This window comes from Synechococcus sp. PROS-7-1, from assembly GCF_014279795.1.
Taxonomy (GTDB): Bacteria; Cyanobacteriota; Cyanobacteriia; order PCC-6307; family Cyanobiaceae; genus Synechococcus_C.
In genome coordinates this window covers 2,301,043-2,320,271 of sequence record NZ_CP047945.1, presented here as the reverse complement: position 1 = coordinate 2,320,271, position 19,229 = coordinate 2,301,043, and the positions used below count along the sequence as shown (strand labels likewise).

Below are 19,229 nucleotides of genomic sequence, written 5' to 3'. Positions count from 1 at the left end.
GAGTGCTGTTAGTGTTCAGTGTTGCAGATTTTCTTGAGTTCGGAAATGGTGGTGAGTTGTTTTTTGATCAGGTCCACAGCGTAGCTTTTCAGTGTCAACATGCCATCTTCGACGGCTATTTCCTCGATTTCATGGTTTGATTTCTGTTGTTTGATGGCGTCACGGATGTTGCGGTTCACTTTCATGAGTTCATAGGTACCGATTCGCCCCTGGTAGCCGGTTCCGCTGCATCGGGTGCAAAGGCTTCCCTCTTGTTTGCGTTGTTGCTTGTCTTCGGCTTTCAGAGAGGTGGCTACTCGCACGTTGGTGCCAAGTTGAATACCAGTGAATTGGCTTTCGGCCTCATTAATCGGTCGCTCTGCGCTGCATTCCGGACAAACTTTTCGGAGCAGGCGTTGAGCAAGCACCCCGCGAAGTGATGCATTCAATTTATAACTGGGTACTTCCATGTCCATGAGTCGCGTGAGAGAGCTTGCTGCACTGTTAGCGTGCAAGGTGGTGAACACAAGGTGCCCCGTTTCAGCAGCATCCATGGATGATTCCGCTGTTTCGGGATCACGGGTTTCGCCGATCAGGATCACATCGGGATCCTGCCGTAGGAATGTCCGCAGTAAGTTGGCAAAGGTTTGACCCTTTGCACGGACAACAGGAAATTGTTGGATGTTGCCCCCAAGGTCGTATTCAATGGGATCTTCCGCAGTCACAATATTGAGTTCTCCAGTATCTTTTTCTCTGAGCGCAGAAGCCAGCGTTGTGGATTTACCAGAACCGGTGGGGCCCGACACAATAATGATGCCATTGGATTCATTGATAATGGAGCGAAATTGCTCGCGCACATTGTCGTTAGAGATCAAAAGATCAAGGCTGAGCATCTCACTATTGCTGTTGAGAATCCTCATCACCATCTTTTCGCCGTACTTTCCAGGAGCCGTAGCGCAACGGAATTCCATCGTTTGCCCTTCGAAACGGCGTTTGATTTTTCCATCCTGAGATGCACGTCGCTCAGCAATATCCATTTTGGCCATATTTTTCAGACAAGCTGTTAATTTGATGCCTGCAGATCGAGGTATTTTCACATAGTTCTGCATAACGCCATCACGCCGGACGCGAATGTTGTAGTCGTCATGCCTGGGTTCAACGTGTATATCAGAGACATTCGAGCGACAGGCATGAATCAGGATTTTTGCAGCGGCCTGTTGAATTTTGCTTCCCAGCATTTCAAGTGAGAGATCTTGGACGATGTCTTCAATATTTTCTTCTTCGCTATCGTCGAAATCAAAGTTAAAGCCCAGCTGATTATCGTCTTCGGCTTCTTTGAGTGCATCAAGGATGGCATCATCGCTGAATTCTGTTTCGGAGATGCTGTCTCCGCTAATGAGCCGTTCCTCAGCGGCTTGATCTAGCAGCGACTGTATTTCATTGGCTGGCTTTTCGACGATCTGGCACTCATATCCGTTCTCTGCAGCGCGCTTTTTGATAAATTCGCCAATTGTTGCTAGGTAGCTAAAATTTCCGATGGCAATCGTGATTATTTGCGACTGTGCCTGTCCATTGGTGATTGTATTAATCGGTACGACTAGATTTTCTCTGCACCACTGCAGGGAAAATAGTTTGTCGACGAGTTGACGAGTTGTGGTAGGTGTTAATTCCATTCATGTTCAGGCGCATTTGCACCATATGCCGCCAAATTTATCGCAACGTCTTTGATTTCTTGGTTTGCATGTTGGTGGTGGTTGACTCGGGCAATCAGCATTAAATTTTTCTTCGCTATCTTTGTAGGTGTTGTTGCACACCCAAAAGGTATCCCCGCAGGGGGGTGTTGCTCGTCCTTTGGATGGATGAGAGACAACTCCATTAGGACTTGTGCGTATTAGCTCATTGATTTCAGATTGACATTTTGCACCTTCATTGGCCTCGACGCATTGCTGGTATTTTTCTGCATTGGGCTGCTTTGTGCCATCGCAGATATAAACAGGCTCTGAGCCGCAATATGGAAGAGCTTTATTGTTTAGGCCTCCTGATGAGATGACATTGTTGATCTCATCTTCACACATTAATCCTGTCCACTCGTCTTGTGTGGCGGCTTCTTTGCCTTTGTGAAACCAGAATTCTTGAGGTCCGCATTCGGTAATGGTGATCGGTTGTTCGCTGGGGTTGGTAAATGGCGGTGTTTGATTTCTGAGATCTTCTAGCTTTTCAGTGCAAATGCGTCCATATTTTTCTTCTAGCGCTTTATCGTAGTCTTCTTGTGTATAGCCAACTACCGTTCCGTCGAGTGCATAGACCTTTCTATTGCATGAGTTTGGTGTGCAATATTGAGCATCTTCGATTGGGGGGCGTGGTGGGCATTTGCTATCACCGGTAGGATTCCAGCGAACATTTGAGCCGCTGCTTTTCGCTGTGATCCATTGGTTATATGTCGACTCGCAGGAATTCTTCGCTGCATTAATTTTCTCAAGATATTCAACATGTCTTTTTAGATCTTCGCTTACTGAGCAGTTTTCTCCTGCCCAGCTCTTGCAGGAAGGCAGTGATTCTGCCCCAGTTGGCGTCGCCAACTTGGTGAGCTTCCCTAGCCCAATTGCAAAACCCATTGGGAACCTATGCGTTTCGTCGCTATCGAGAGGCTCAATTGAAAAATAAGAACATTTATTGCCGCCGGACGCTATTTTGTATCCATATTGCTTGAGATTGTCATCGGAAATTATATTTGAATCAACTGCGATATCTTGATTATCCGATGTTCTTAGCCTTTGTAGGCAATCTGCAGCAGCGGTGTTGACTTGAGCTTTTGCTCCATCAATCTTGGACTCTTTAATCCAACTTGCGATAGGAGGAATTGATAAAGATGATAAAATTCCAAGCACAGAGATGACGACAATCAGCTCTAGGAGTGTGAAGCCCCTTGGCCCATTTGGGCATCGCGATTCACCACTTAAGCGTCGTTGCATTGCAGTTATATCCAGTTCCTCTACCCGCGACTACACATGTTTTTGCTCCTGAGTATAAGTCAATTGTGAACGTTGGAATAGACGTCAATGCAGGTGTGTATGTCAAGGTTGTTCCTGCTGCTATCGGACAAGGAATTGCGGAGGTAGTGCTGAAAGTGCCGCCATTAATTGTTGGCGGCGTAATGCTTGGGCCTCCCGATGCGCCAGTTGCGAGCCCCCTTGTTCTTGCAATGTTGCATTCGGTGTACCCGTCAACTAAATATTTTTTACCTGATGACACAGCTGCGTCATCGGTTACGCCCTGGAAGTTTGGCAGTGCAATCACGATCAGCACAGCCAAAACGGCGATGACGACAACAAGCTCGATGAGTGAAAAGCCTTGCTCGCCTGCCTTGCGGTTCAGAACGCGGCGAGTACTTGGCTTGTTGAGGTAGGCCTGGAGAAGAGTCATGAATTCTAAAAAGCCAAATTAATGTTGGCCGCCCTAGGCTTTTTTGTCAACGCTTGTCCTGGACTCTTTGCGCTAAAGCATCTGCCGGAAAAAATTGGTTTGTGTCATGCCCCGGTGTTTCGTTTTGTCGCTGGCTTGTCTTGTGCTTCATCGGTTCTGACGCTGTTGTCTGTCTGCTTCTGTTTATTACTGGTCTTAGTTTTGCCTCCGATCGTTTCCCTCTCTGGCCTCGATTCTGCTTTGCCTCTGTATCTAGTGCTGTTGCTTTTCGTGGGCGCCACCCATTGTGTTTTGCGTAGTCTTTCTCAACGTTGGAGCTTTTTTGCTCTTTGGTGAAAGGGGATGTATCCATCTGTTGCGAATTCTTCTCGTCTGTTTGCTCCCCATTCTTGACCAAGGTTCATCGCCATCTTTCCAAGTTGTAATGACTAGCGCCTGAGTCCATTCCATGGTCTGGTTGTTGGTTCGCATGGTGTTGATTCCTCTCGAGGGACGTCCGGAGCTGCTCTGCACGCTCCCCCTGGTCTCTACTTCGGGAAGTTTGCCCTCTCCTGGTTCTCGCCTCGCCAGGCGTTGGTATTAGACAGCTCCTCGCGCTGGTCATGGGCACCTTGCCCTCTAACTCTCGACGCAAATTCGTTGCTACCAAAAGCTCGATAGCCACCCTCTGTGTCCCGATGCTTTCCCAGAGAGTCCGCCCCCTTCTGGTAACAGGTGTCGTCCTGTCCATGCTTGGCACCTGTCTGTCGTCTGCTCACGCGGTGCCTCGCAAGGTCATCCTTCTGCGCCATGGCGAAAAGGCCAATGCCTACGCCTTGTGTGCGATCGGGCAGCAACGATCTCTTGCGCTGCGTGACACCTACTTGGGTCGTAATGCCACGAACAGCGTGCTGTTGGGTGGTCAGGCCCCTGCGGCTTTTTTGGCTATCACCTTGCACACGTTGGAGTTGGCTGCTCCCTCCGCTCAGAGTTGGGGGATGCCGATCAACACCTATGCCGTCGTGCCGCTTGATGGTGGTGGAGCAGCTGTGCCACAGGAGCTCAAGAACGCCACAAGCATTGCCGCTGCTGATGTGTTGACCAATCCGGCCTGGCATGACCGCACTGTTGTGATGACCTGGCAGCACACCTCCATCGCCAGTGCTCGCCTCGAGCGTCAAAACCCTGGTGAGAAGGTCACCCTGCGCCAGTTACTCAACCTTGACCAGCTTCCAGGCGTGCCAAAAACATGGCCTGGCAAGAACTACGACTACTTCTGGATTGTCAATTACGACCCTCAACGCTCCGCGATCCCCACGGGCTTTGAAATGGTGAAACAGGTCTACGCCCCACCGTTCAACACTCTTCCCCAGAACGACTGGGGTGCGCCGTTGCCGAAGGACTACGCAGCTGGATGCAAAAGCTAGACGGGCTTCTGACTGCCGTCGGCTCGACCGTCCTGCCATGGGCAGGATGGAGCGAAAGCAGCTGGCGTCTGGTGTGAGCAACGGACCACCTCCCCATGGCGGCAACCTGATCCAGGAAGCGCAGCGGTTTGGCCTGAATCCAGGGCGGGTTCTAGATGCCAGCGCCTCGCTGGTGCCGTTTTCTCCACCCCGCCGACTGCGACAGGCCCTTGCTGAGGCCATGCGCAGCAGTGCCCTGCGTGACTATCCCGATCGCAGCCAAGCGGCGCTTCGTGAAGCGATCGCTGCCTGGCATGGCGTCCCGCCAGAGCAGGTGTTGCCCGGCAACGGTGCTGCCGAGCTCTTCACATGGGTGGCCCGTGATGCTGCCGCGCTCGGGGTCAGTGCTCTGCCCCAGCCGGGTTTCGCTGATTACGCCAGGGCCCTGCGCTGCTGGGACGCCGCCTGTGTATCTGTGTCGCTACCGCTCGCCTGGTCTGATCAGAGCGATCCCCATCCCTGGCCGTTCGCACCGGACTCGCTGGCGAATGCATCCGTTGTTTGGATCACCAATCCCCACAACCCCACCGGCCAGCTCTGGAGCCGCGCGTCCCTGGAGCCGCTCTTGGCGCGTCACCGCCTGGTGATCTGCGATGAAGCCTTCCTGCCCCTGGTGCCGGAGGGTGAACGGCAAACGTTGATACCGCTCTTAGCCGAATATCCCAACCTGGTAGTGATCCGCAGCCTCACCAAGCTGTTTGCGGTGGCGGGGTTGCGACTGGGTTACGCCATCGCTGCGCCTGAGCGGCTTCAGCAGTGGAGTCAGTGGCGCGATCCCTGGCCGGTGAATGGTTTGGCGCTCGCCGCTGGCACCGCTGTGATGGCCGACCAACAAGGCTTCGAGCACTGGCAGCAGCGTGTGCAGCATTGGGTGCGCAACGAGGGTGCTTGGTTGCAGCACCAGTTGCGCCAGCTCCCGGGTCTGAACCCACGCCCTTCGAGCGCCAACTATCTGCTTGTGGAGAGCCAAGCGTCGTTGCTGGCGGTGCGCGAACAGGTGGCCCAGCGTGGCGTGCTGCTGCGCGATTGCCGTTCCTTTGAGGGCCTGGGGGAGCGCTGGCTGCGGATTGGTCTGCAGGATCGCCGAGGCAATCGCCGCATCCTGCAAGCGCTGCGCAGGGCCCTGCGGCATCAGCCCCTGGTGTGAGTCACCGCACCAGCCCCTGGAGCAACGCGGCCAGTTGCTGATCAGCATCCGCTTCGGCAAGGGTGCGCATCGCTCGCGCCATCGACACCAGCGGGTCAGCGGCTGGATCGCAGCCTCGCAGTCTCGGGCCGAGCAAGCGCCAGAGGGTCTGGCGCAGAGCTGGTTCGGTGGGCGAGTGCTGATGCACGATCACCGCAGCACCCAGCGCTGCGGCGCAGGCGGCGTTGGCGTCTTGATGGCGATCGGCGGCCTGGGGAAACGGCACCAGCACGCTCGGTGTGCCGCTCACGGCGAGTTCACTCAGGCTGCCTGCACCGGCACGGCTGATGGCCAGATCGGCATGCTGCAGCAGCGCTGGAATGTCATCGCTGAAGGGTCGTTCGGCGAGCCTGGGATGTTCGATGCTGTTTACATCGGGATCGTTGCTGCCGGTGAGATGCACCACCCGGCAGCCTTCGCTCAGCAGCATGGGCAGCAGGGGGCGCACCATGCGGTTCAGTCCCAGCGCGCCTTGACTGCCGCCCATCACCACCAGGAGTGGCCCTGGACCCTGGGGGACCCAGTCAGGCAGTGACTGGGTCTGAAGAAAGCTGTTGCGCACAGGCGTTCCGGTCACGATCGCCTCGCAGCCGGGGATGCGCCTAGCGGCGGCTGGCAGACCGATGGCCACCTGGGTGCAGGCGCGTGCCAGCAGCCGGGTTACCCGGCCGGGGATGGCATTGGATTCATGCAGCACCACTGGAACGCCACTCCAGCGGGCGCCAAGGATGGCCGGGGCGGCGATATAGCCCCCCGTTGTGAACACCACGTCGATGCCGTTGCGTCGGATCAGCCTGCGAACATCGCGGCTGGCCGCCAGCAGGCGGAGCAGCTGAATCACTTTCTTCAGGCCCCGCCCCTGCAAGCCGCCAGCCTTCACGGTGGTGAGCGGGTAGCGCTCGGGAACAAGGGTGGTTTCGAGCCGATCCGGTACCCCGAGCCAGCGCACGGTCCAGCCGTCCGGAAGCGCATCCGCAACCGATAACGCCGGAAAAAGGTGTCCGCCGGTGCCGCTGGCGGCGATCAGAAGCCGGGGCATGAAGGGCGGATCGTAAAAACGGGGCCTAACTTAAATGGATTCCAGAGGCAACTTCATGGTCCCGTTCCTGCGTGTCGCAATGGCGTCATGGATGTGCGGGACGGCGCTGTTCACAGCGATGCCGTTGCGGGCTCAGACGGGAGCCGATCTCAGCAGCCGTCTGCAGCAGGCACTCAATGCCGATGACAGCAGCAAGCAGCTGGAGGCGTTGATGGTTCCAGAGCAGGCGAGCACCCTCGCTGGTCGCTTCCGCCGCTTCACTGAACGGTTCCCGGAAACCCGTTGGGCGGTCAGGGCCGGTGAGCCCTTAGATGATGGCCGTCAGACCGTGGAATTTGCCGTGAGCGGCACCCGCCAGCAGGACGGACTCAGTTATTCCTTCCAGGCTCAACAGACGGTTGCCCTGGCATTGGAGAACGGTCTGATCGCCGATCAGGAGATCCTCAGCGATCAATCCGTGCTCACCAGTGCCAGCAAGCCCCTGCCGATCTCACTGCTGATTCCAGACACCGTGCTCACCGGCAGCCGTTACGACGTGGATGTGGTGGTGGATCAACCACTCGGCAAGTCGTTGCTGGCCGGAGGACTGATCTCCGTGACGCCGCAGCAAGTGCTGGAGCAGCAAAGCCCCGATATCCAGCTTGAACCGTTGGGTGGCGGCGGTCTGTTTAAGTCTGTGCAGGCTCCCTTTCAACCGGGATCGCAGGTCTGGGCTGCTCTGCTGGTGCATCCCGATGGCGTTGTCACGGTGAGCAAGCGGGTGCAGGTGGTCGACGACCGCAGCAAGCTCAAGCCGTGACATCACACCCTGGGCAGATGTCTGCGCAGAGCTGAAACATCAGCGTTGCCCAGGCCTGCGTCCATCAGGGTCTGTTCCTGAGCCTGCACAGCCTGGGTGATTGGCAGGTCAAGGCCGGCCTCGGCGGCGGCTTGAAGAGCGATGCCCAGATCTTTGTGATGCAGCGCCAGCTTGAAGCCGAGGGGATAGTGATCGCTGAGCATGGCGCTGGATCGGTGCTCGAGGGCCCAGGATCCGGCGGCGCCGTGCCGGAGAGCATCCACCACCTGCTGCATTGGCAGCTGCAGGTGCTGCCCGAGGGCGATGGCTTCCGCTACGGCGGCATAGCTGCCGGCCACCAGCACCTGGTTCACCGCTTTCACCTGTTGGCCGCTGCCAACAGCACCGAAGTGGTGAATCGAGCCACCGATCGTCTCCAGCACTGGCATGGCGCGATCCAGGTCGGCGTCGCTGCCGCCACAGAGCACGGTGAGTGTGCCGGCTTTGGCTCCTTCCGTTCCTCCCGTGACGGGGGTGTCCAGATAGCTCACGCCTCGTTTGGCCAGGCGTTGTGCCATTCGCTGGGATGTGGATGGGCTGATGGTGGAGCAGTCGATCACCAGGCTCCCCTCCACGAGTGCAGGCCCGGCACCGTTTTCTCCCCAGAGCACAGTCTCCACGGCGTCGTCATCACTGACGCAGAGCATCAGTGCCTGGCAGCCCTGAACAGCATCAGCGGGGGATGCGCAGCAGAGGGTCGCTGCGGCTGGATCCCCTTGATGCAGGCTCGGATCGTTCTCGGCGTTGCGGCTGCGGGTGTGCACCTGCAGTGAATAGCCGGCACGGTGCAGGTTGGCGGCCATCGGTAGGCCAAGGGCGCCGAGGCCGACGAAGGCGAGTCGACTGGGAGCTTTGAGATCAGATCCGGTCATGGTTCACTCCCATCTCAGTTAGATCCTGGCGAACCGGCCCACCCGGTTCACAGTGCAACCCATCAAAAAAGCCGCCCCATCAGGGGCGGCCACAGCATGAGTTTGTTCGCGAATCAGGCAGCGTCGTTGAGGGCGGCCACGCCGGGCAGCACCTTGCCTTCCAGCAGTTCGAGGCTGGCGCCGCCACCGGTGGAGATGTGGGACATCTTCTCGGCCAGACCGGCCTTCTCCACAGCAGCCACCGAGTCACCACCGCCGATGATCGTGCAGCAGCCCTTGGCGCTGAGCTCCGCCAGGGTGGTGGCGATGGCGTTGGTGCCGGTGGCGAACTTCTCGAATTCGAACACGCCCATGGGGCCGTTCCAGATCACGGTCTGACAATCGGCCAGGGCGGCCTGGAACACCTTCACCGCATCGGGACCGATGTCCAGACCCATCCAGCCGTCGGGGATGGCGGTGACATCAGCCACCTGGCTGTTGGCATCGGGGGCGAAGTTGTCGGCCAGCACCACATCGGTGGGCAGCAGCAGCTCAACGCCCTTGGCCTTGGCCTTGGCTTCTAGCTCCTTGGCCAGTTCCAGCTTGTCCTCTTCCACCAGGCTCTTGCCCACCGAGAGGCCGCGGGCCTTGTAGAAGGTGAAGATCATGCCGCCGCCGATCAGCACCTTGTCGCACTTGTCGATCAGGGCCTCGAGCACGCCAATCTTGGAACTCACCTTGGATCCACCGACGATGGCGGCGAGGGGACGCTTGGGCTCATCCACGGCGCCTTGGAGGTACTGAAGCTCCTTCTCCATCAGGAAGCCAGCGACGGCGGGCTTGAGGAACTTGGTCACGCCCTCAGTGGAGGCGTGGGCGCGGTGGGCGGCGCCGAAGGCGTCGTTCACGTACACCTCAGCCAGGCCGGCGAGCTTTTCAGCGAAGCCGGCTTCGTTCTTCTCTTCCTCGGCAAAGAAGCGCACGTTCTCCAGCAGCACCACATCGCCATCGGCCATGGCGCCCACCTTGGCTTCAGCGTCAGGGCCGATGCAGCTGTCGGTCTTGGCCACGGACTTACCCAGCAGCTCGCTCAAACGGGCGGCCACAGGGGTGAGACGCATGGCGTCGTTCACCTGACCCTTGGGACGGCCGAAGTGAGCTGAGAGGATCACCTTGGCGCCTTTGCTGATCAGGTCGTTGATCGTGGGCAGGGCTGCGCGGATGCGGGTGTCGTCGGTGATCGCACCGGCATCGTTCAGGGGCACGTTGAAATCAACCCGCACAAGCACACGCTTTCCGCTGAGGTCGGTGCCGGAAAGGCTTGCCAGGGAACGCTTCGCCATGGGGTTGTGTCGTGCGGTAGGAAAACGGGGTGAGGTTAACCCGAGTTCCCGGCTCTTGGCGCTAGGACTAAGGAAGCGCTGTCTGCTGGAGGCCGTCGCGATGTTTGAAACCGTTCTGTTCCCGATCGATCAGAGCCGGGAGGCTGTGGAGACTGCCGGGAAGGCCCTTGAGCTGGCGCGCAGTCATAACAGCCGGCTGGTGGTGCTGTCGGTGGTGCAGCCCGAGCGGCCGGAGATGCACGACCATCAGGCGGTAGCCACTTTGTTGGCTGAGGCCAGAACCCGTTTTGAACAGGCGGGGGTGGCGTGCGATGTGGTGGAGCGCGAGGGCAAGCCGGCGTTTGTGATTTGCGATGTGGCCGACGAGTTGAATGTGGATGTGATCGTGATGGGAACGCGGGGTGTGAATTTGCAAGCCGAAAGCGGCAGTACGGCGTCGCGGGTGATTCAGTTGGCCCCCTGCCCAGTGTTGGTGGTGCCGTGAGCTCACCGCCGATTCAGTGGTATCCGGGCCATATCGCCAAAGCGGAGCAGCAGCTCAAGCGCAATCTCGACAAGGTGGACCTGGTGATCGAAGTGCGCGACGCGCGCATTCCCCTGGCGACGGGGCACCCCCATCTCAATCGTTGGATCAGCGGCAAGCAGCATCTCCTGGTGATCAACCGGCGTGACATGGTCACCCCCGCTGCACGCCTTGCTTGGGAAGCGTGGTTCAAAGCCCGCGGCCAGCGCACGGTGTGGTGCGATGCCAAAGCGGGCACCGGTGTGAAGCAGGTGCAGCAGGCAGCGATCCGCGCCGGCGATCAGCTCAATGAGCGGCGGCGTAACCGCGGCATGCGTCCACGTCCGGTGCGGGCGCTCACTCTGGGGTTCCCCAATGTGGGCAAATCGGCCTTGATCAACCGCTTGGTGAAGCAGAAGGTGGTGGCCAGTGCCCGGCGTGCCGGTGTCACGCGCACGTTGCGTTGGGTGCGTTTGGGGCAGGATCTTGATCTGCTTGATGCGCCCGGGGTGCTGCCGCCGCGGCTGGATGACCAGCAGGCAGCACTGCATCTGGCGTTGTGCGACGACATCGGCCAAGCGGCTTACGACGGTGAGCTCGTGGCCCAGGCGTTTCTGAATCTCCTGAAGGGATTGCAGCCGCAGGAGGCCTCAGGCGTGGGCTTGGCGCTCCTGGAGAGTCGTTATGGCGTTCCTCTGGAAGGGGCCACCGAAGATCCTGCCTACTGGCTGGAGGCTGTGGCGGAGCGCCACACCTCAGGGGATACAGCGCGGATGGCCCAGCGATTGCTCGATGATTTCCGAAAATCTGCTTTAGGCAGCATCGCGCTGGAACTGCCGTTTGATTGAGCCGTTGTCAACGCCAGTTGATTTTACAATAAAAAAGTTATCTTATTGTTTGCCATCTGATGTTGCCGGGTTTGGAATCCATTGCTTGAGTGTGGGAAATGATGCGCTTCGGTGGATTTTCAGCAAGCTATTCAGTGGTTTAAGCAGGATCCTTGTCTGCCGGGGCTGGATGATCCGTATCGGGTTTATGCGGCTTTAAGGGAAGAATCTGCCATTCATTGGTGTGAAGGTCCGAACTTGTGGATGATTGTTGCTTATCAAGAGGCTGTTGACCACATGAAGGATGCTCGCTTTAGCCGGCAGAGTCACCTTGATGAATTGATTGCCCGATTTGGCCATGGCCATATTTTTGAACGCCAGAAAAATGATTTGCCTTATATGGATGGACGTGAACATGCCCGTTTAAGACATCATGTTACTCAGGCCTATCGGGGTATAGATTTTCAACTGTTGGCAACATTCACCCAGGCATTTTTGCATGATCGCTTTCAGGCGATTGCTGGTGAGCCAGTGATTGACCTCGTTCGCGAGATTGCCAACCCCCTGCCAGTGATGGTGGTCAGCGAACTGATGGGAGTGCCTTCTGAGCAGCAGGAGATGGTCTGTCATAAGGTGGGTGCCTTTGTGCGTGCTCGCGGGTTGACACAGACGCAGTCCACTGTGGAAGAAGGTGATGATTCAATAGGCTTTTATAATGAGTATTTCCTGCCATTGATTCGCGAAAAGCGTCAGCATCTTTCTGCAGACTTGCTGAGCCGTTTGATTTCGGATCATCAGGAAAATATGCATCTCACTGATGAGCAATTGCTGTTGGTGATCAGCAGTAATTTCTATTCAGCAAGTATTTATACCCTTCGGTTGCTGGTTGGCACAGTCGCCTGGGCTCTGTCTCTGCATCCGGAGGTGTATACGCGAATTCGAGCTGATCGTCAGTTGGTCGCACCTGCGCTTGAAGAGGTGTTGCGCTGGGACCCGCCCGCTCAGGCGATTAATGCCGGTACGGCTCTTGAGGATATGGAGATTGATGGAAAAATAATTCGGGCTGGTGAGTCAGTTTCTGTTTTGGTGAGTGCCGCAAATCGTGATCCTCGCGTGTTTGAACATCCGGATCAGTTCCTGATTGATCGGAATCCGAATCACCATCTCAGTTTTGCGCCTGGTCTGCATCAGTGCCTTGGCCTTCACCTGGCGAGGATGGCAGGAGCATGTTTCCTGAATGCACTCTGTGATCATTTTGAATCACTTGAGATTGTTGAAGGTGAGAGTCGACGTTTGCTTGCAGACCGTTTCCGAGGGTTTGATCGACTCTTGCTCAAGGCTTCGCCTGTGTAATGGGGGTGGGATTCTTGGCCCGTCCGTTGGACTACATCGAATGCCTATTCATTTCTGCAGCGCAGGAGCCTCGAGAGTCGCCTCTTGAGAGAAACCTGATTCATAGCGTTGAATCAGCCTTGGCTCATGTTGAGCGTCGTCTTTCTCAGGGGTTGAGTCGTTGGTTGGTTGTAGCTGTGAATGATCAACCAGGTTTGGATCAGCTTGATGAGCCGAATTTCTGCGTGGCTCATTTCCTTGAACAGGTTAGTGCGCGATGGGCGCGCAATCAGGTCATGTTGATCGCTGATGTGGGATTGTCTCCTTATCTCGCTTCTGGCCACAGTGTTGTATTGAAGGAGGGTCTGGTCGATCTGGAGGCCTCCTATCAGGCTGCGATTCGTCTGGCTTTGCGATTCGCTGACGCAGGCGCTCATTATGTGGCTCCTTGTCTTTCATTGCCTGATCAGACATCCCGGTTGGCCGCTGCTTTGAGAAGTAGAGATCTAGTGTGTGGATTGATGCCTTACAGCACGAAGTTTTCCTCTTCGTTGTATGGACCTTATCGGTCGACGGTCGGCTCCTCGCTGGGGTTAGCGCGCAAAAGTTATCAGTTTGATTTCTCTGATGCAGAGATGGCACTTCACCAAATGGATGAAGACTTCAGGCAAGGAGCGGAGATCGCCATTGTGAAACCAGCGTTGCCTTATCTCGATGTCCTGCAGGACGCTTGCCGTCGCTCAAGGCGTCCGGTGGCTGTCTATCACGTGAGTGGTGAGTATGCGATGGCGATGGCTGCAGCTAAGACTGGTTTGTTGGATCCCCAAGCCTATTTTTCTGAGATCCATGCTGCGTTCGCCCGTTGTGGGGCTCGTTATGTGATTGGTTATGCAGCTGATAATTTCCTGCATCATGTTTCTGATTGATGCGAATCCTGGTGGTTGGCTCTGGTCCGGTTGGGCTTATGTTCTGCGCCAAGCTCTCTCGGGAGGGGCACGAGTGTGTCTTGATTGAGCGTCATGATTTCAATCAGACATTTTCGAGAGCCTCAACGCTTCAGCCAGCCACCCTTGAGCTCTTGTCTGAATTTGCCTGTTGGCCTGAGCTTTTGGCCCAGGGAGAGGTTGTCTCAGACGTCATGTCTTGGAATCTCGAACGATCGACTCAACAACGATCAAGCTATGACGCGCTCTCGGCTCAGACCCAATTCCCTTACCGATTGCATTTACATCAGGCTGCATTGCGCGCGGAGTTGATCGCCGAACTCCAAGCTTCCAGGTGTTGTTGTCTGGTGGACAAGGCAGATGCTGTCGCCTTGCAGTTTGATCGTTGCAACAAAGGCGTGTCTGTACGGGTCAATCGCTTTGGATCAAGTGGCTTGAGCCAGACATTTCAAGGGGATTATCTGATTCTCTGTGATGGAGCGCGCAGTGTGTTGCGTGATCAGCTGGGTCTTCGTTTTGAGGGGTATGACTTGCCAACCCCAGTTGTGCGTCTTTCCGTGCCAATGATTCCTGACTCTCTGCAGGGGCAATTGGCTGGGGTGTCTTATGTCCAATCAGAAGGTGGTTCGGTGAGCTGCCTCAAGATGACCGACGGTTGGCGTTTTGTACTGCGGCCTCGCTTATCTGAACTGCGGCAGGCACTAGCGGGTACTGCATGGGCACGGCAACGTTTGGCCGGTGTCTTCAGGGATTGCGTGCCGGCTCAGTGGTGGGAATCGATTCCGGCCATGCGTGACTCCTATCGCGTTGCGCAGCGTTGTGTGAAAACCCGACAAGTTCAAAGGGTGTTTCTCTTGGGTGATGTGGCCCATGTCACCAACACCCGAGGAGGTTTGAATATGAATTTCGGATTAATGGAAGCCTATGCATTGGCATCCTGTTTTTTGAACCATCCTGATTGGCAAGCATTGCAGCATTGGAATCTGACCTGGTCGCGTTTGACGCAAGATGCCTTGATGGCGCGCACCCAGCAGTTGCTGGCGGGACGGACCCCTCGTTTCCTGAGGCCTTCTAGTGAGTCGTTTGGGGCGCTGATGCGTGCTTCACTTCTTGACCTACTTTCGTATTCAAAGTCTTTGCGCCGATGACTCTTGAATCAATGCACTCTGTTGGGCTTTTGGTGCCTCCTTCCAATCCAACGCTGGAAATCGAGCTCAAACAGCTCTTGGATGATCAGCCTTATCTTTATGTGTCCAGGCTTCCTGTCTTCCCTGATTGTGACCTAGCGGAACGCAACAGGCGTTATCTTCAGGAGTATCTGGATACTTCGCTTCGCTTTGGCAAGCTACCGCTGTCTGCCATTCTTGTTGGTCTTACCGGTTCAAATTATGCTTCAGGACCGGGAGAAGATAGGCGTTTTTGTGACGAACTCTCGGCGAGGCTGAACGTTCCATTTGTGACCACCAGTCTGGCCATCCTTGAATTACTCCATCATTTGCAATTCAAGCGTCTTCACCTTGAACTTCCTTATCCGCAATGGCTCATCAATGAGGCGAAGTGCTATTGGGAGCAAGCTGGCATTGAAGTTGTTGCTGCCAATTCGATTCTCGATGCACTCCAGGTACAAGATGCTTACGCGATTGACTCTGAGGCTTTGGAGGATTATCTTCAATCTTTGACCTTCCATGATGGCGCTCCTGTTCTTCTTTCAGGAACAGGGATGCGTACGGTTGGGGTGATCGAGGACTTGATTGATCGTTATCCTGCTCCGTTGCTGTCTTCCAATCTGGCAGCGGCTCGCTGGCTTCTATCTCATTGTGGTGATCGTGGACTTCGTGGTTCGGTCTTGTTTTGCAAGCTATACGAGAAACTCGAGCGTTTTGCATCTATGAGTGACTGGTCTGAAGTTGATTCACTGTTCAATCCCTTCTAACTTTTTTCTGTATTTATGCTTCGGGTAGTAGGCCATTGCTGAGGTCTCCCTCAAGCCAATGGTTGACTAATCGTTCGGCACATCGTGTTTCAAGATGATCTTCCAGTAGGCGTTTGGCTTTCGTGATCCGGTCATCGATGCTGAGAGGATAGCCTGGGTCCCCTTTCAGATATTTGCATTCGGCGCGACTTCTCCTCCCTTGTTGGTCAGTCAGATTCAGCACAGCCCAGCGTCCTGATTGATGATCGTTGGCCAGGAGTTTGGTTCGACTCATGAGGATGGCCACGACTGGATGATGCAGCCAGCTCTGATTAAAGATGTTTGTACTCGTATCACCTGTCAGTAGGCAAATGCAGGTTGCGTATTGCAGGCTGAACTGAGCCTGTATGCGATTGCTCGGTTCGCTTTGGTCGCAATAGTTGATTGCTTCAGGGTAAGTTTCAATTGTGATTGTGCTGGGGATGTCTTGTTGTCTCAGGGTCTGTTCTGAGTGATATCCGTGGCTTAGGCGCCAATTCAGAGCAGCTTCCATGCCGTAGTGCAGGTGGCGTGCCCCTGGATAGAGCTTTACATAGCTGTCTTCAATCGCGAATTCCGCTCTGATCGTGAGGTCTGGTGCCGATGGCCAGCGTTGTTGATGGTCGCTTGACGTTCGCCCTGGTCGGGCTGGTCCGTGCAATCCGGCCCTGGAGGCTAAGGCCAGCTGGAGCCCTGTTAGGGCAGACAAGCCGGAGTAGAGCAAGCGTGAACCGCTTCCCGCCTCCACAGGTGCAAACAGGCTTCGACTCATCTGACAGAGCGCGCCATTGATCGCGCCTCTGGTTTGCTCCGGTGTTGTCTTCAGAAGTGTGCATGCGGCCACGGTCGCTGCGATGGTTCCCCATGTGCCGTCCACGTGTTCCCCGGGGGGTACGGAATACGCTTCACCGAATCGGGTGCCGATTTCATAGCCCTGAAGAATGGCCCGCAAGATCTCATCGAGCGTGCAATTCAGACTCAGGCCCAGCCCGATACTGATTGGAACCACGTGAAGTGCGGGGCGGCCATGGGCCTTGGCATTGCCTTCAACCAATTCATTCCATGGAGCTGCTGCTGACAGCACGCTGATCAGGCCGTGGATACTCAGTGTTTGTCGGATCCCAGGAAAGTGCAGATGACCTGGCTCGAGATTGGCATTGTTCTCGCTGTACGCCTGAATGAGATCGCTGGACAATCCATTGATGATGACCGCACATGTGTCGAGTAACACGAGGCGTGTTGCTTGAATGATTGATTGCTTCTCAGGTGTTTGATCGTGCTTCCACTGTGTATTGATTGCCTGGCTTAGTGAGGTCGCTTCTGTTCCCCATTCACGCCAGTCATTGCTTTTATTCGTGCTATGACCAGGCTGTGAACTGGGGACTGTAGACATGCGTGCGAGCCAGAAATTTCCCTTGACGATTCTAGGGGCGGTGATGGGAGTGAGCATCGGCAACATGTTCTATTCCCAGTCCCTGTTACCTGTCATTTCTTCAGCATTTGACTTGCCGTCTGGTCGTGTTGGGGTCGTGCCGGTGATGCTGCAGGCGGGGTTGTTGACCTCTCTTGTGTTCCTGTTGCCGGCTGGGGATCTTCTTGATCGCCGTAAAATGCTTCGCTTGATTGCTTGTGGGGCATCGCTGTCGGCCTTTTCAATTGTCTTGTCAGGAGACTTCTCGCTACTTCTTGTTGCTTTTTATAGTTTGGGTTTTTGTTCGTTAAGCTCGTATATTCTCCCCGCTTTTGTTTCCGGTCTGGTTGGCCCTCATGAGCGAGGGTTTGTGATCGGCAGATTGCTCAGTGGTCAGTTTGCAGGCATCCTCTTGTCCCGTTTCTTTAGTGGACTGATGGCGCATTGGTTTGGCTGGCGGAGCATTTATTTGGTGTCTGCAGTTCTGATGGGTGGAGTCGCTCTCTTGTGGCCTCGTTTGATTCCGCCTGACACCGAGAGTGTGAACAAGCCCTATGGACTCGTGATCAGTCGTCAGTTCTCATTGTTTCGGCGTTTTGATGTTCTCAGGCAAGCCTGTGCCAGCCAAGGCTTTCAATTCGCTGCTTTTATTGTTGTCTGGACAGGGCTTTCATTGCGTTTGGCGAATCCCCCCTGGTCGTTCGGCCCAGCCCAGATTGGTGCTTTCGGTCTTGTTGGCCTGGCCAGCATCACATCCGCAGCCTGGGTTGGTCGCATGGTGGATCGATTCGGCGCCCGTCAGGTGATCACAGGGTGTAGTGGGATGACCTTGCTGGGTGTGATCGGTCTGATTGTTTGGGATACATCCGTTGTGGCGATTCTTGTCTCAATGTGTTGTATCGACTTTGGAGTGCAGGGAAGTTACGTCGCGAATCAGTCGCGGGTGTTGTCGCTTGATCTGGCAGCACGATCAAGGCTCGGTGCCTTGCTCTTCATCTCTGCGTTCGGGGCTGCGGCTCTCAGCGGTCTTCTTTTGGTGAGACTTTGGCCCATCTGGGGATGGCACGGTGTTTTATACCTGGCTTTAGGGCTGGTTCTGCTGGCCATGCTTTCCCAGTGTTCTGGGCTGACCATTGCCAGACCATCCCCCTCTTCCTGAACTCTCGTTTGACAAGGCTTTTGGTGAAGGCCAGGGAGAGTTGCTCAGCCTGACTTACCCCAAGCCTTTGCCCATGCGGCTTGACCGCTGGCTTGTGAGCCAGCGTCGCGAACAGAGTCGCGCCCGAATTCAGAAATTCATTGATGCGGGTTTGGTGCGTGTGAATGGTCGAACGGGTAAAGCGAAGACCCCCCTGCGTCAGGGCGATGAGGTGCAGCTCTGGATGCCCCCACCTGAGCCGCTGCCCTACCTGAAGCCTGAGGCCATGGATCTGGATGTGCTTTTCGAAGATGAGCACTTGATTGTGATCAACAAGCCCGCTGGCCTCACCGTGCACCCAGCCCCTGGTAACAAGGATGGAACCCTGGTGAACGGTCTGTTGCATCACTGCCCGGATCTACCGGGGATCAGTGGCAAGCTCAGGCCGGGAATCGTGCACCGTCTGGACAAAGACACCACCGGCTGCATCGTGATCGCCAAATCCCAGGAGGCACTGGTGAAGCTGCAGCTGCAGATCCAAAAGCGCATTGCCTCACGGGAGTACCTCGCGGTGGTGCATGGGGTGCCGTCAGGAGACAGCGGCACGATCGTGGGGGCCATCGGCCGCCACCCGGTGGATCGCAAGAAATATGCGGTGGTGAGCAGCGAGAGCGGTCGTTTTGCTTGCACCCACTGGAGCTTGCAGGAGCGACTCGGTGATTACTCGTTGCTGCGCTTCAAGCTCGATACGGGCCGCACCCATCAGATCCGCGTGCATTGCGCGCATATGAACCATCCGGTGGTGGGGGACCCCACCTACAGCCGTTGCCGCAAATTGCCCATCGAGCTGCCTGGACAGGCTCTACATGCGTTTCAGCTGGGGCTGGATCACCCGATCACAAGGGAACGGATGCTGTTTGAAGCGCCGCTGCCACCAGTGATGGACAAACTGCTGGCGGTGCTGAGGCGGCGTTCCTCGATTACGTAAAGCGGCAAGGTCAAATTTTGACCAAGAGTGGC

At 56.0% G+C, this 19,229-nt stretch carries 19 protein-coding genes; 12 read left to right on the top strand and 7 right to left on the bottom strand.

Translation table 11 applies throughout. The features are described from left to right. Positions 1–8 precede the first annotated feature (8 nt). The 3 genes from SynPROS71_RS12635 to SynPROS71_RS12625 are packed head-to-tail and all read right to left on the bottom strand — an operon-like array spanning position 9 to position 3,402. Complete coding sequence (locus SynPROS71_RS12635) at positions 9–1,652, bottom strand: GspE/PulE family protein (protein WP_186595495.1); 1,644 nt, start codon at positions 1,650–1,652, stop codon at positions 9–11. A 6-nt stretch (positions 1,653–1,658) separates the two neighbouring features. Beyond that, positions 1,659–2,951 carry a Tfp pilus assembly protein FimT/FimU gene (locus SynPROS71_RS12630; RefSeq protein ID WP_186595493.1) on the bottom strand — a complete coding sequence of 431 codons (1,293 nt, stop codon included), beginning with the start codon at positions 2,949–2,951 and terminating at the stop codon, positions 1,659–1,661. Then, a complete protein-coding gene (locus SynPROS71_RS12625) occupies positions 2,929–3,402 on the bottom strand; it encodes a prepilin-type N-terminal cleavage/methylation domain-containing protein (RefSeq protein WP_186595492.1) in 474 nt (157 codons plus the stop codon). The genes SynPROS71_RS12630 and SynPROS71_RS12625 overlap by 23 nt, the downstream gene beginning before the upstream one ends. A 448-nt stretch (positions 3,403–3,850) precedes the next feature. Here SynPROS71_RS12625 and SynPROS71_RS13950 point away from each other — a divergent pair, with 448 nt between their 5' ends. The 3 genes from SynPROS71_RS13950 (at position 3,851) to cobD (ending at position 5,994) form a co-directional block, all read left to right on the top strand. Next, positions 3,851–3,985 (top strand): hypothetical protein, encoded by a 135-nt coding sequence (locus SynPROS71_RS13950; protein WP_255442191.1) that lies wholly within the window; start codon positions 3,851–3,853, stop codon positions 3,983–3,985. A 145-nt stretch (positions 3,986–4,130) separates the two neighbouring features. After that, entirely contained in the window at positions 4,131–4,808 is a 678-nt protein-coding gene (locus SynPROS71_RS12620; protein ID WP_222929531.1) for a hypothetical protein, read from the top strand. A 46-nt stretch (positions 4,809–4,854) separates the two neighbouring features. Continuing rightward, positions 4,855–5,994 carry a threonine-phosphate decarboxylase CobD gene (cobD, locus tag SynPROS71_RS12615; RefSeq protein WP_255442190.1) on the top strand — a complete coding sequence of 380 codons (1,140 nt, stop codon included), beginning with the start codon at positions 4,855–4,857 and terminating at the stop codon, positions 5,992–5,994. 1 nt (position 5,995) lies between these two features. Here cobD and SynPROS71_RS12610 read toward each other — a convergent pair whose 3' ends face one another. Further along, complete coding sequence (locus SynPROS71_RS12610) at positions 5,996–7,072, bottom strand: glycosyltransferase (RefSeq protein WP_186595490.1); 1,077 nt, start codon at positions 7,070–7,072, stop codon at positions 5,996–5,998. 55 nt (positions 7,073–7,127) lie between these two features. Here SynPROS71_RS12610 and SynPROS71_RS12605 point away from each other — a divergent pair, with 55 nt between their 5' ends. Continuing rightward, positions 7,128–7,871 (top strand): hypothetical protein, encoded by a 744-nt coding sequence (locus tag SynPROS71_RS12605; protein WP_255442189.1) that lies wholly within the window; start codon positions 7,128–7,130, stop codon positions 7,869–7,871. Between the two features lie 2 nt (positions 7,872–7,873). On the opposite strand, the gene SynPROS71_RS12600 is transcribed toward SynPROS71_RS12605, so the two are convergent. After that, positions 7,874–8,782, bottom strand: coding sequence for an NAD(P)-dependent oxidoreductase (locus SynPROS71_RS12600; RefSeq protein ID WP_186595489.1), 909 nt, complete (start codon positions 8,780–8,782; stop codon positions 7,874–7,876). Positions 8,783–8,895: 113 nt separating this feature from the next. Next, entirely contained in the window at positions 8,896–10,104 is a 1,209-nt protein-coding gene (pgk, locus tag SynPROS71_RS12595; RefSeq protein ID WP_186595488.1) for a phosphoglycerate kinase, read from the bottom strand. Positions 10,105–10,204: 100 nt separating this feature from the next. Between pgk and SynPROS71_RS12590 the strand changes: the two genes are divergently transcribed. The 6 genes from SynPROS71_RS12590 (at position 10,205) to SynPROS71_RS12565 (ending at position 15,642) form a co-directional block, all read left to right on the top strand. Continuing rightward, positions 10,205–10,588 (top strand): universal stress protein, encoded by a 384-nt coding sequence (locus SynPROS71_RS12590; RefSeq protein ID WP_186595487.1) that lies wholly within the window; start codon positions 10,205–10,207, stop codon positions 10,586–10,588. Then, positions 10,585–11,454 carry a ribosome biogenesis GTPase YlqF gene (ylqF, locus tag SynPROS71_RS12585; protein WP_186595486.1) on the top strand — a complete coding sequence of 290 codons (870 nt, stop codon included), beginning with the start codon at positions 10,585–10,587 and terminating at the stop codon, positions 11,452–11,454. Before SynPROS71_RS12590 ends, ylqF begins: the two co-directional genes overlap by 4 nt. 111 nt (positions 11,455–11,565) lie before the next feature. Next, positions 11,566–12,786, top strand: coding sequence for a cytochrome P450 (locus SynPROS71_RS12580; RefSeq protein WP_186595484.1), 1,221 nt, complete (start codon positions 11,566–11,568; stop codon positions 12,784–12,786). Positions 12,787–12,812: 26 nt separating this feature from the next. Further along, entirely contained in the window at positions 12,813–13,691 is an 879-nt protein-coding gene (locus SynPROS71_RS12575; protein WP_186595482.1) for a hypothetical protein, read from the top strand. After that, positions 13,691–14,857 (top strand): NAD(P)/FAD-dependent oxidoreductase, encoded by a 1,167-nt coding sequence (locus SynPROS71_RS12570; RefSeq protein WP_186595480.1) that lies wholly within the window; start codon positions 13,691–13,693, stop codon positions 14,855–14,857. Before SynPROS71_RS12575 ends, SynPROS71_RS12570 begins: the two co-directional genes overlap by 1 nt. Then, entirely contained in the window at positions 14,854–15,642 is a 789-nt protein-coding gene (locus SynPROS71_RS12565) for a hypothetical protein (protein ID WP_186595478.1), read from the top strand. Before SynPROS71_RS12570 ends, SynPROS71_RS12565 begins: the two co-directional genes overlap by 4 nt. Positions 15,643–15,655: 13 nt before the next feature. Here the strand turns inward: SynPROS71_RS12565 and SynPROS71_RS12560 are convergent, their stop codons facing one another. After that, positions 15,656–17,053, bottom strand: coding sequence for an MmgE/PrpD family protein (locus tag SynPROS71_RS12560; RefSeq protein WP_186595476.1), 1,398 nt, complete (start codon positions 17,051–17,053; stop codon positions 15,656–15,658). Between SynPROS71_RS12560 and SynPROS71_RS12555 the strand changes: the two genes are divergently transcribed. Both SynPROS71_RS12555 and SynPROS71_RS12550 read left to right on the top strand, forming a co-directional pair. After that, the gene (locus tag SynPROS71_RS12555; protein WP_370586828.1) at positions 17,052–18,230 is read left to right on the top strand and encodes an MFS transporter; all 1,179 of its coding nucleotides are present in this window, start codon (positions 17,052–17,054) and stop codon (positions 18,228–18,230) included. The two genes, SynPROS71_RS12560 and SynPROS71_RS12555, sit on opposite strands and share 2 nt — an antisense overlap. After that, on the top strand, positions 18,205–19,197 hold the full coding sequence (locus SynPROS71_RS12550) for an RluA family pseudouridine synthase (RefSeq protein ID WP_186595472.1): 993 nt from the start codon (positions 18,205–18,207) through the stop codon (positions 19,195–19,197). The genes SynPROS71_RS12555 and SynPROS71_RS12550 overlap by 26 nt, the downstream gene beginning before the upstream one ends. Positions 19,198–19,229: the final 32 nt, after the last annotated feature.

Bases quoted from the DNA above. Each gene is read 5' to 3' on its own strand.
- SynPROS71_RS12635 (WP_186595495.1), bottom strand. From the start codon at position 1,652: ATGGAATTAACACCTACCACAACTCGTCAACTCGTCGACAAACTATTT.
- SynPROS71_RS12630 (WP_186595493.1), bottom strand. From the start codon at position 2,951: ATGCAACGACGCTTAAGTGGTGAATCGCGATGCCCAAATGGGCCAAGG.
- SynPROS71_RS12625 (WP_186595492.1), bottom strand. From the start codon at position 3,402: ATGACTCTTCTCCAGGCCTACCTCAACAAGCCAAGTACTCGCCGCGTT.
- SynPROS71_RS13950 (WP_255442191.1), top strand. From the start codon at position 3,851: ATGGTCTGGTTGTTGGTTCGCATGGTGTTGATTCCTCTCGAGGGACGT.
- SynPROS71_RS12620 (WP_222929531.1), top strand. From the start codon at position 4,131: ATGCTTGGCACCTGTCTGTCGTCTGCTCACGCGGTGCCTCGCAAGGTC.
- cobD (WP_255442190.1), top strand. From the start codon at position 4,855: ATGGAGCGAAAGCAGCTGGCGTCTGGTGTGAGCAACGGACCACCTCCC.
- SynPROS71_RS12610 (WP_186595490.1), bottom strand. From the start codon at position 7,072: ATGCCCCGGCTTCTGATCGCCGCCAGCGGCACCGGCGGACACCTTTTT.
- SynPROS71_RS12605 (WP_255442189.1), top strand. From the start codon at position 7,128: ATGGTCCCGTTCCTGCGTGTCGCAATGGCGTCATGGATGTGCGGGACG.
- SynPROS71_RS12600 (WP_186595489.1), bottom strand. From the start codon at position 8,782: ATGACCGGATCTGATCTCAAAGCTCCCAGTCGACTCGCCTTCGTCGGC.
- pgk (WP_186595488.1), bottom strand. From the start codon at position 10,104: ATGGCGAAGCGTTCCCTGGCAAGCCTTTCCGGCACCGACCTCAGCGGA.
- SynPROS71_RS12590 (WP_186595487.1), top strand. From the start codon at position 10,205: ATGTTTGAAACCGTTCTGTTCCCGATCGATCAGAGCCGGGAGGCTGTG.
- SynPROS71_RS12570 (WP_186595480.1), top strand. From the start codon at position 13,691: ATGCGAATCCTGGTGGTTGGCTCTGGTCCGGTTGGGCTTATGTTCTGC.
- SynPROS71_RS12565 (WP_186595478.1), top strand. From the start codon at position 14,854: ATGACTCTTGAATCAATGCACTCTGTTGGGCTTTTGGTGCCTCCTTCC.
- SynPROS71_RS12555 (WP_370586828.1), top strand. From the start codon at position 17,052: ATGCGTGCGAGCCAGAAATTTCCCTTGACGATTCTAGGGGCGGTGATG.
- SynPROS71_RS12560 (WP_186595476.1), bottom strand. From the start codon at position 17,053: ATGTCTACAGTCCCCAGTTCACAGCCTGGTCATAGCACGAATAAAAGC.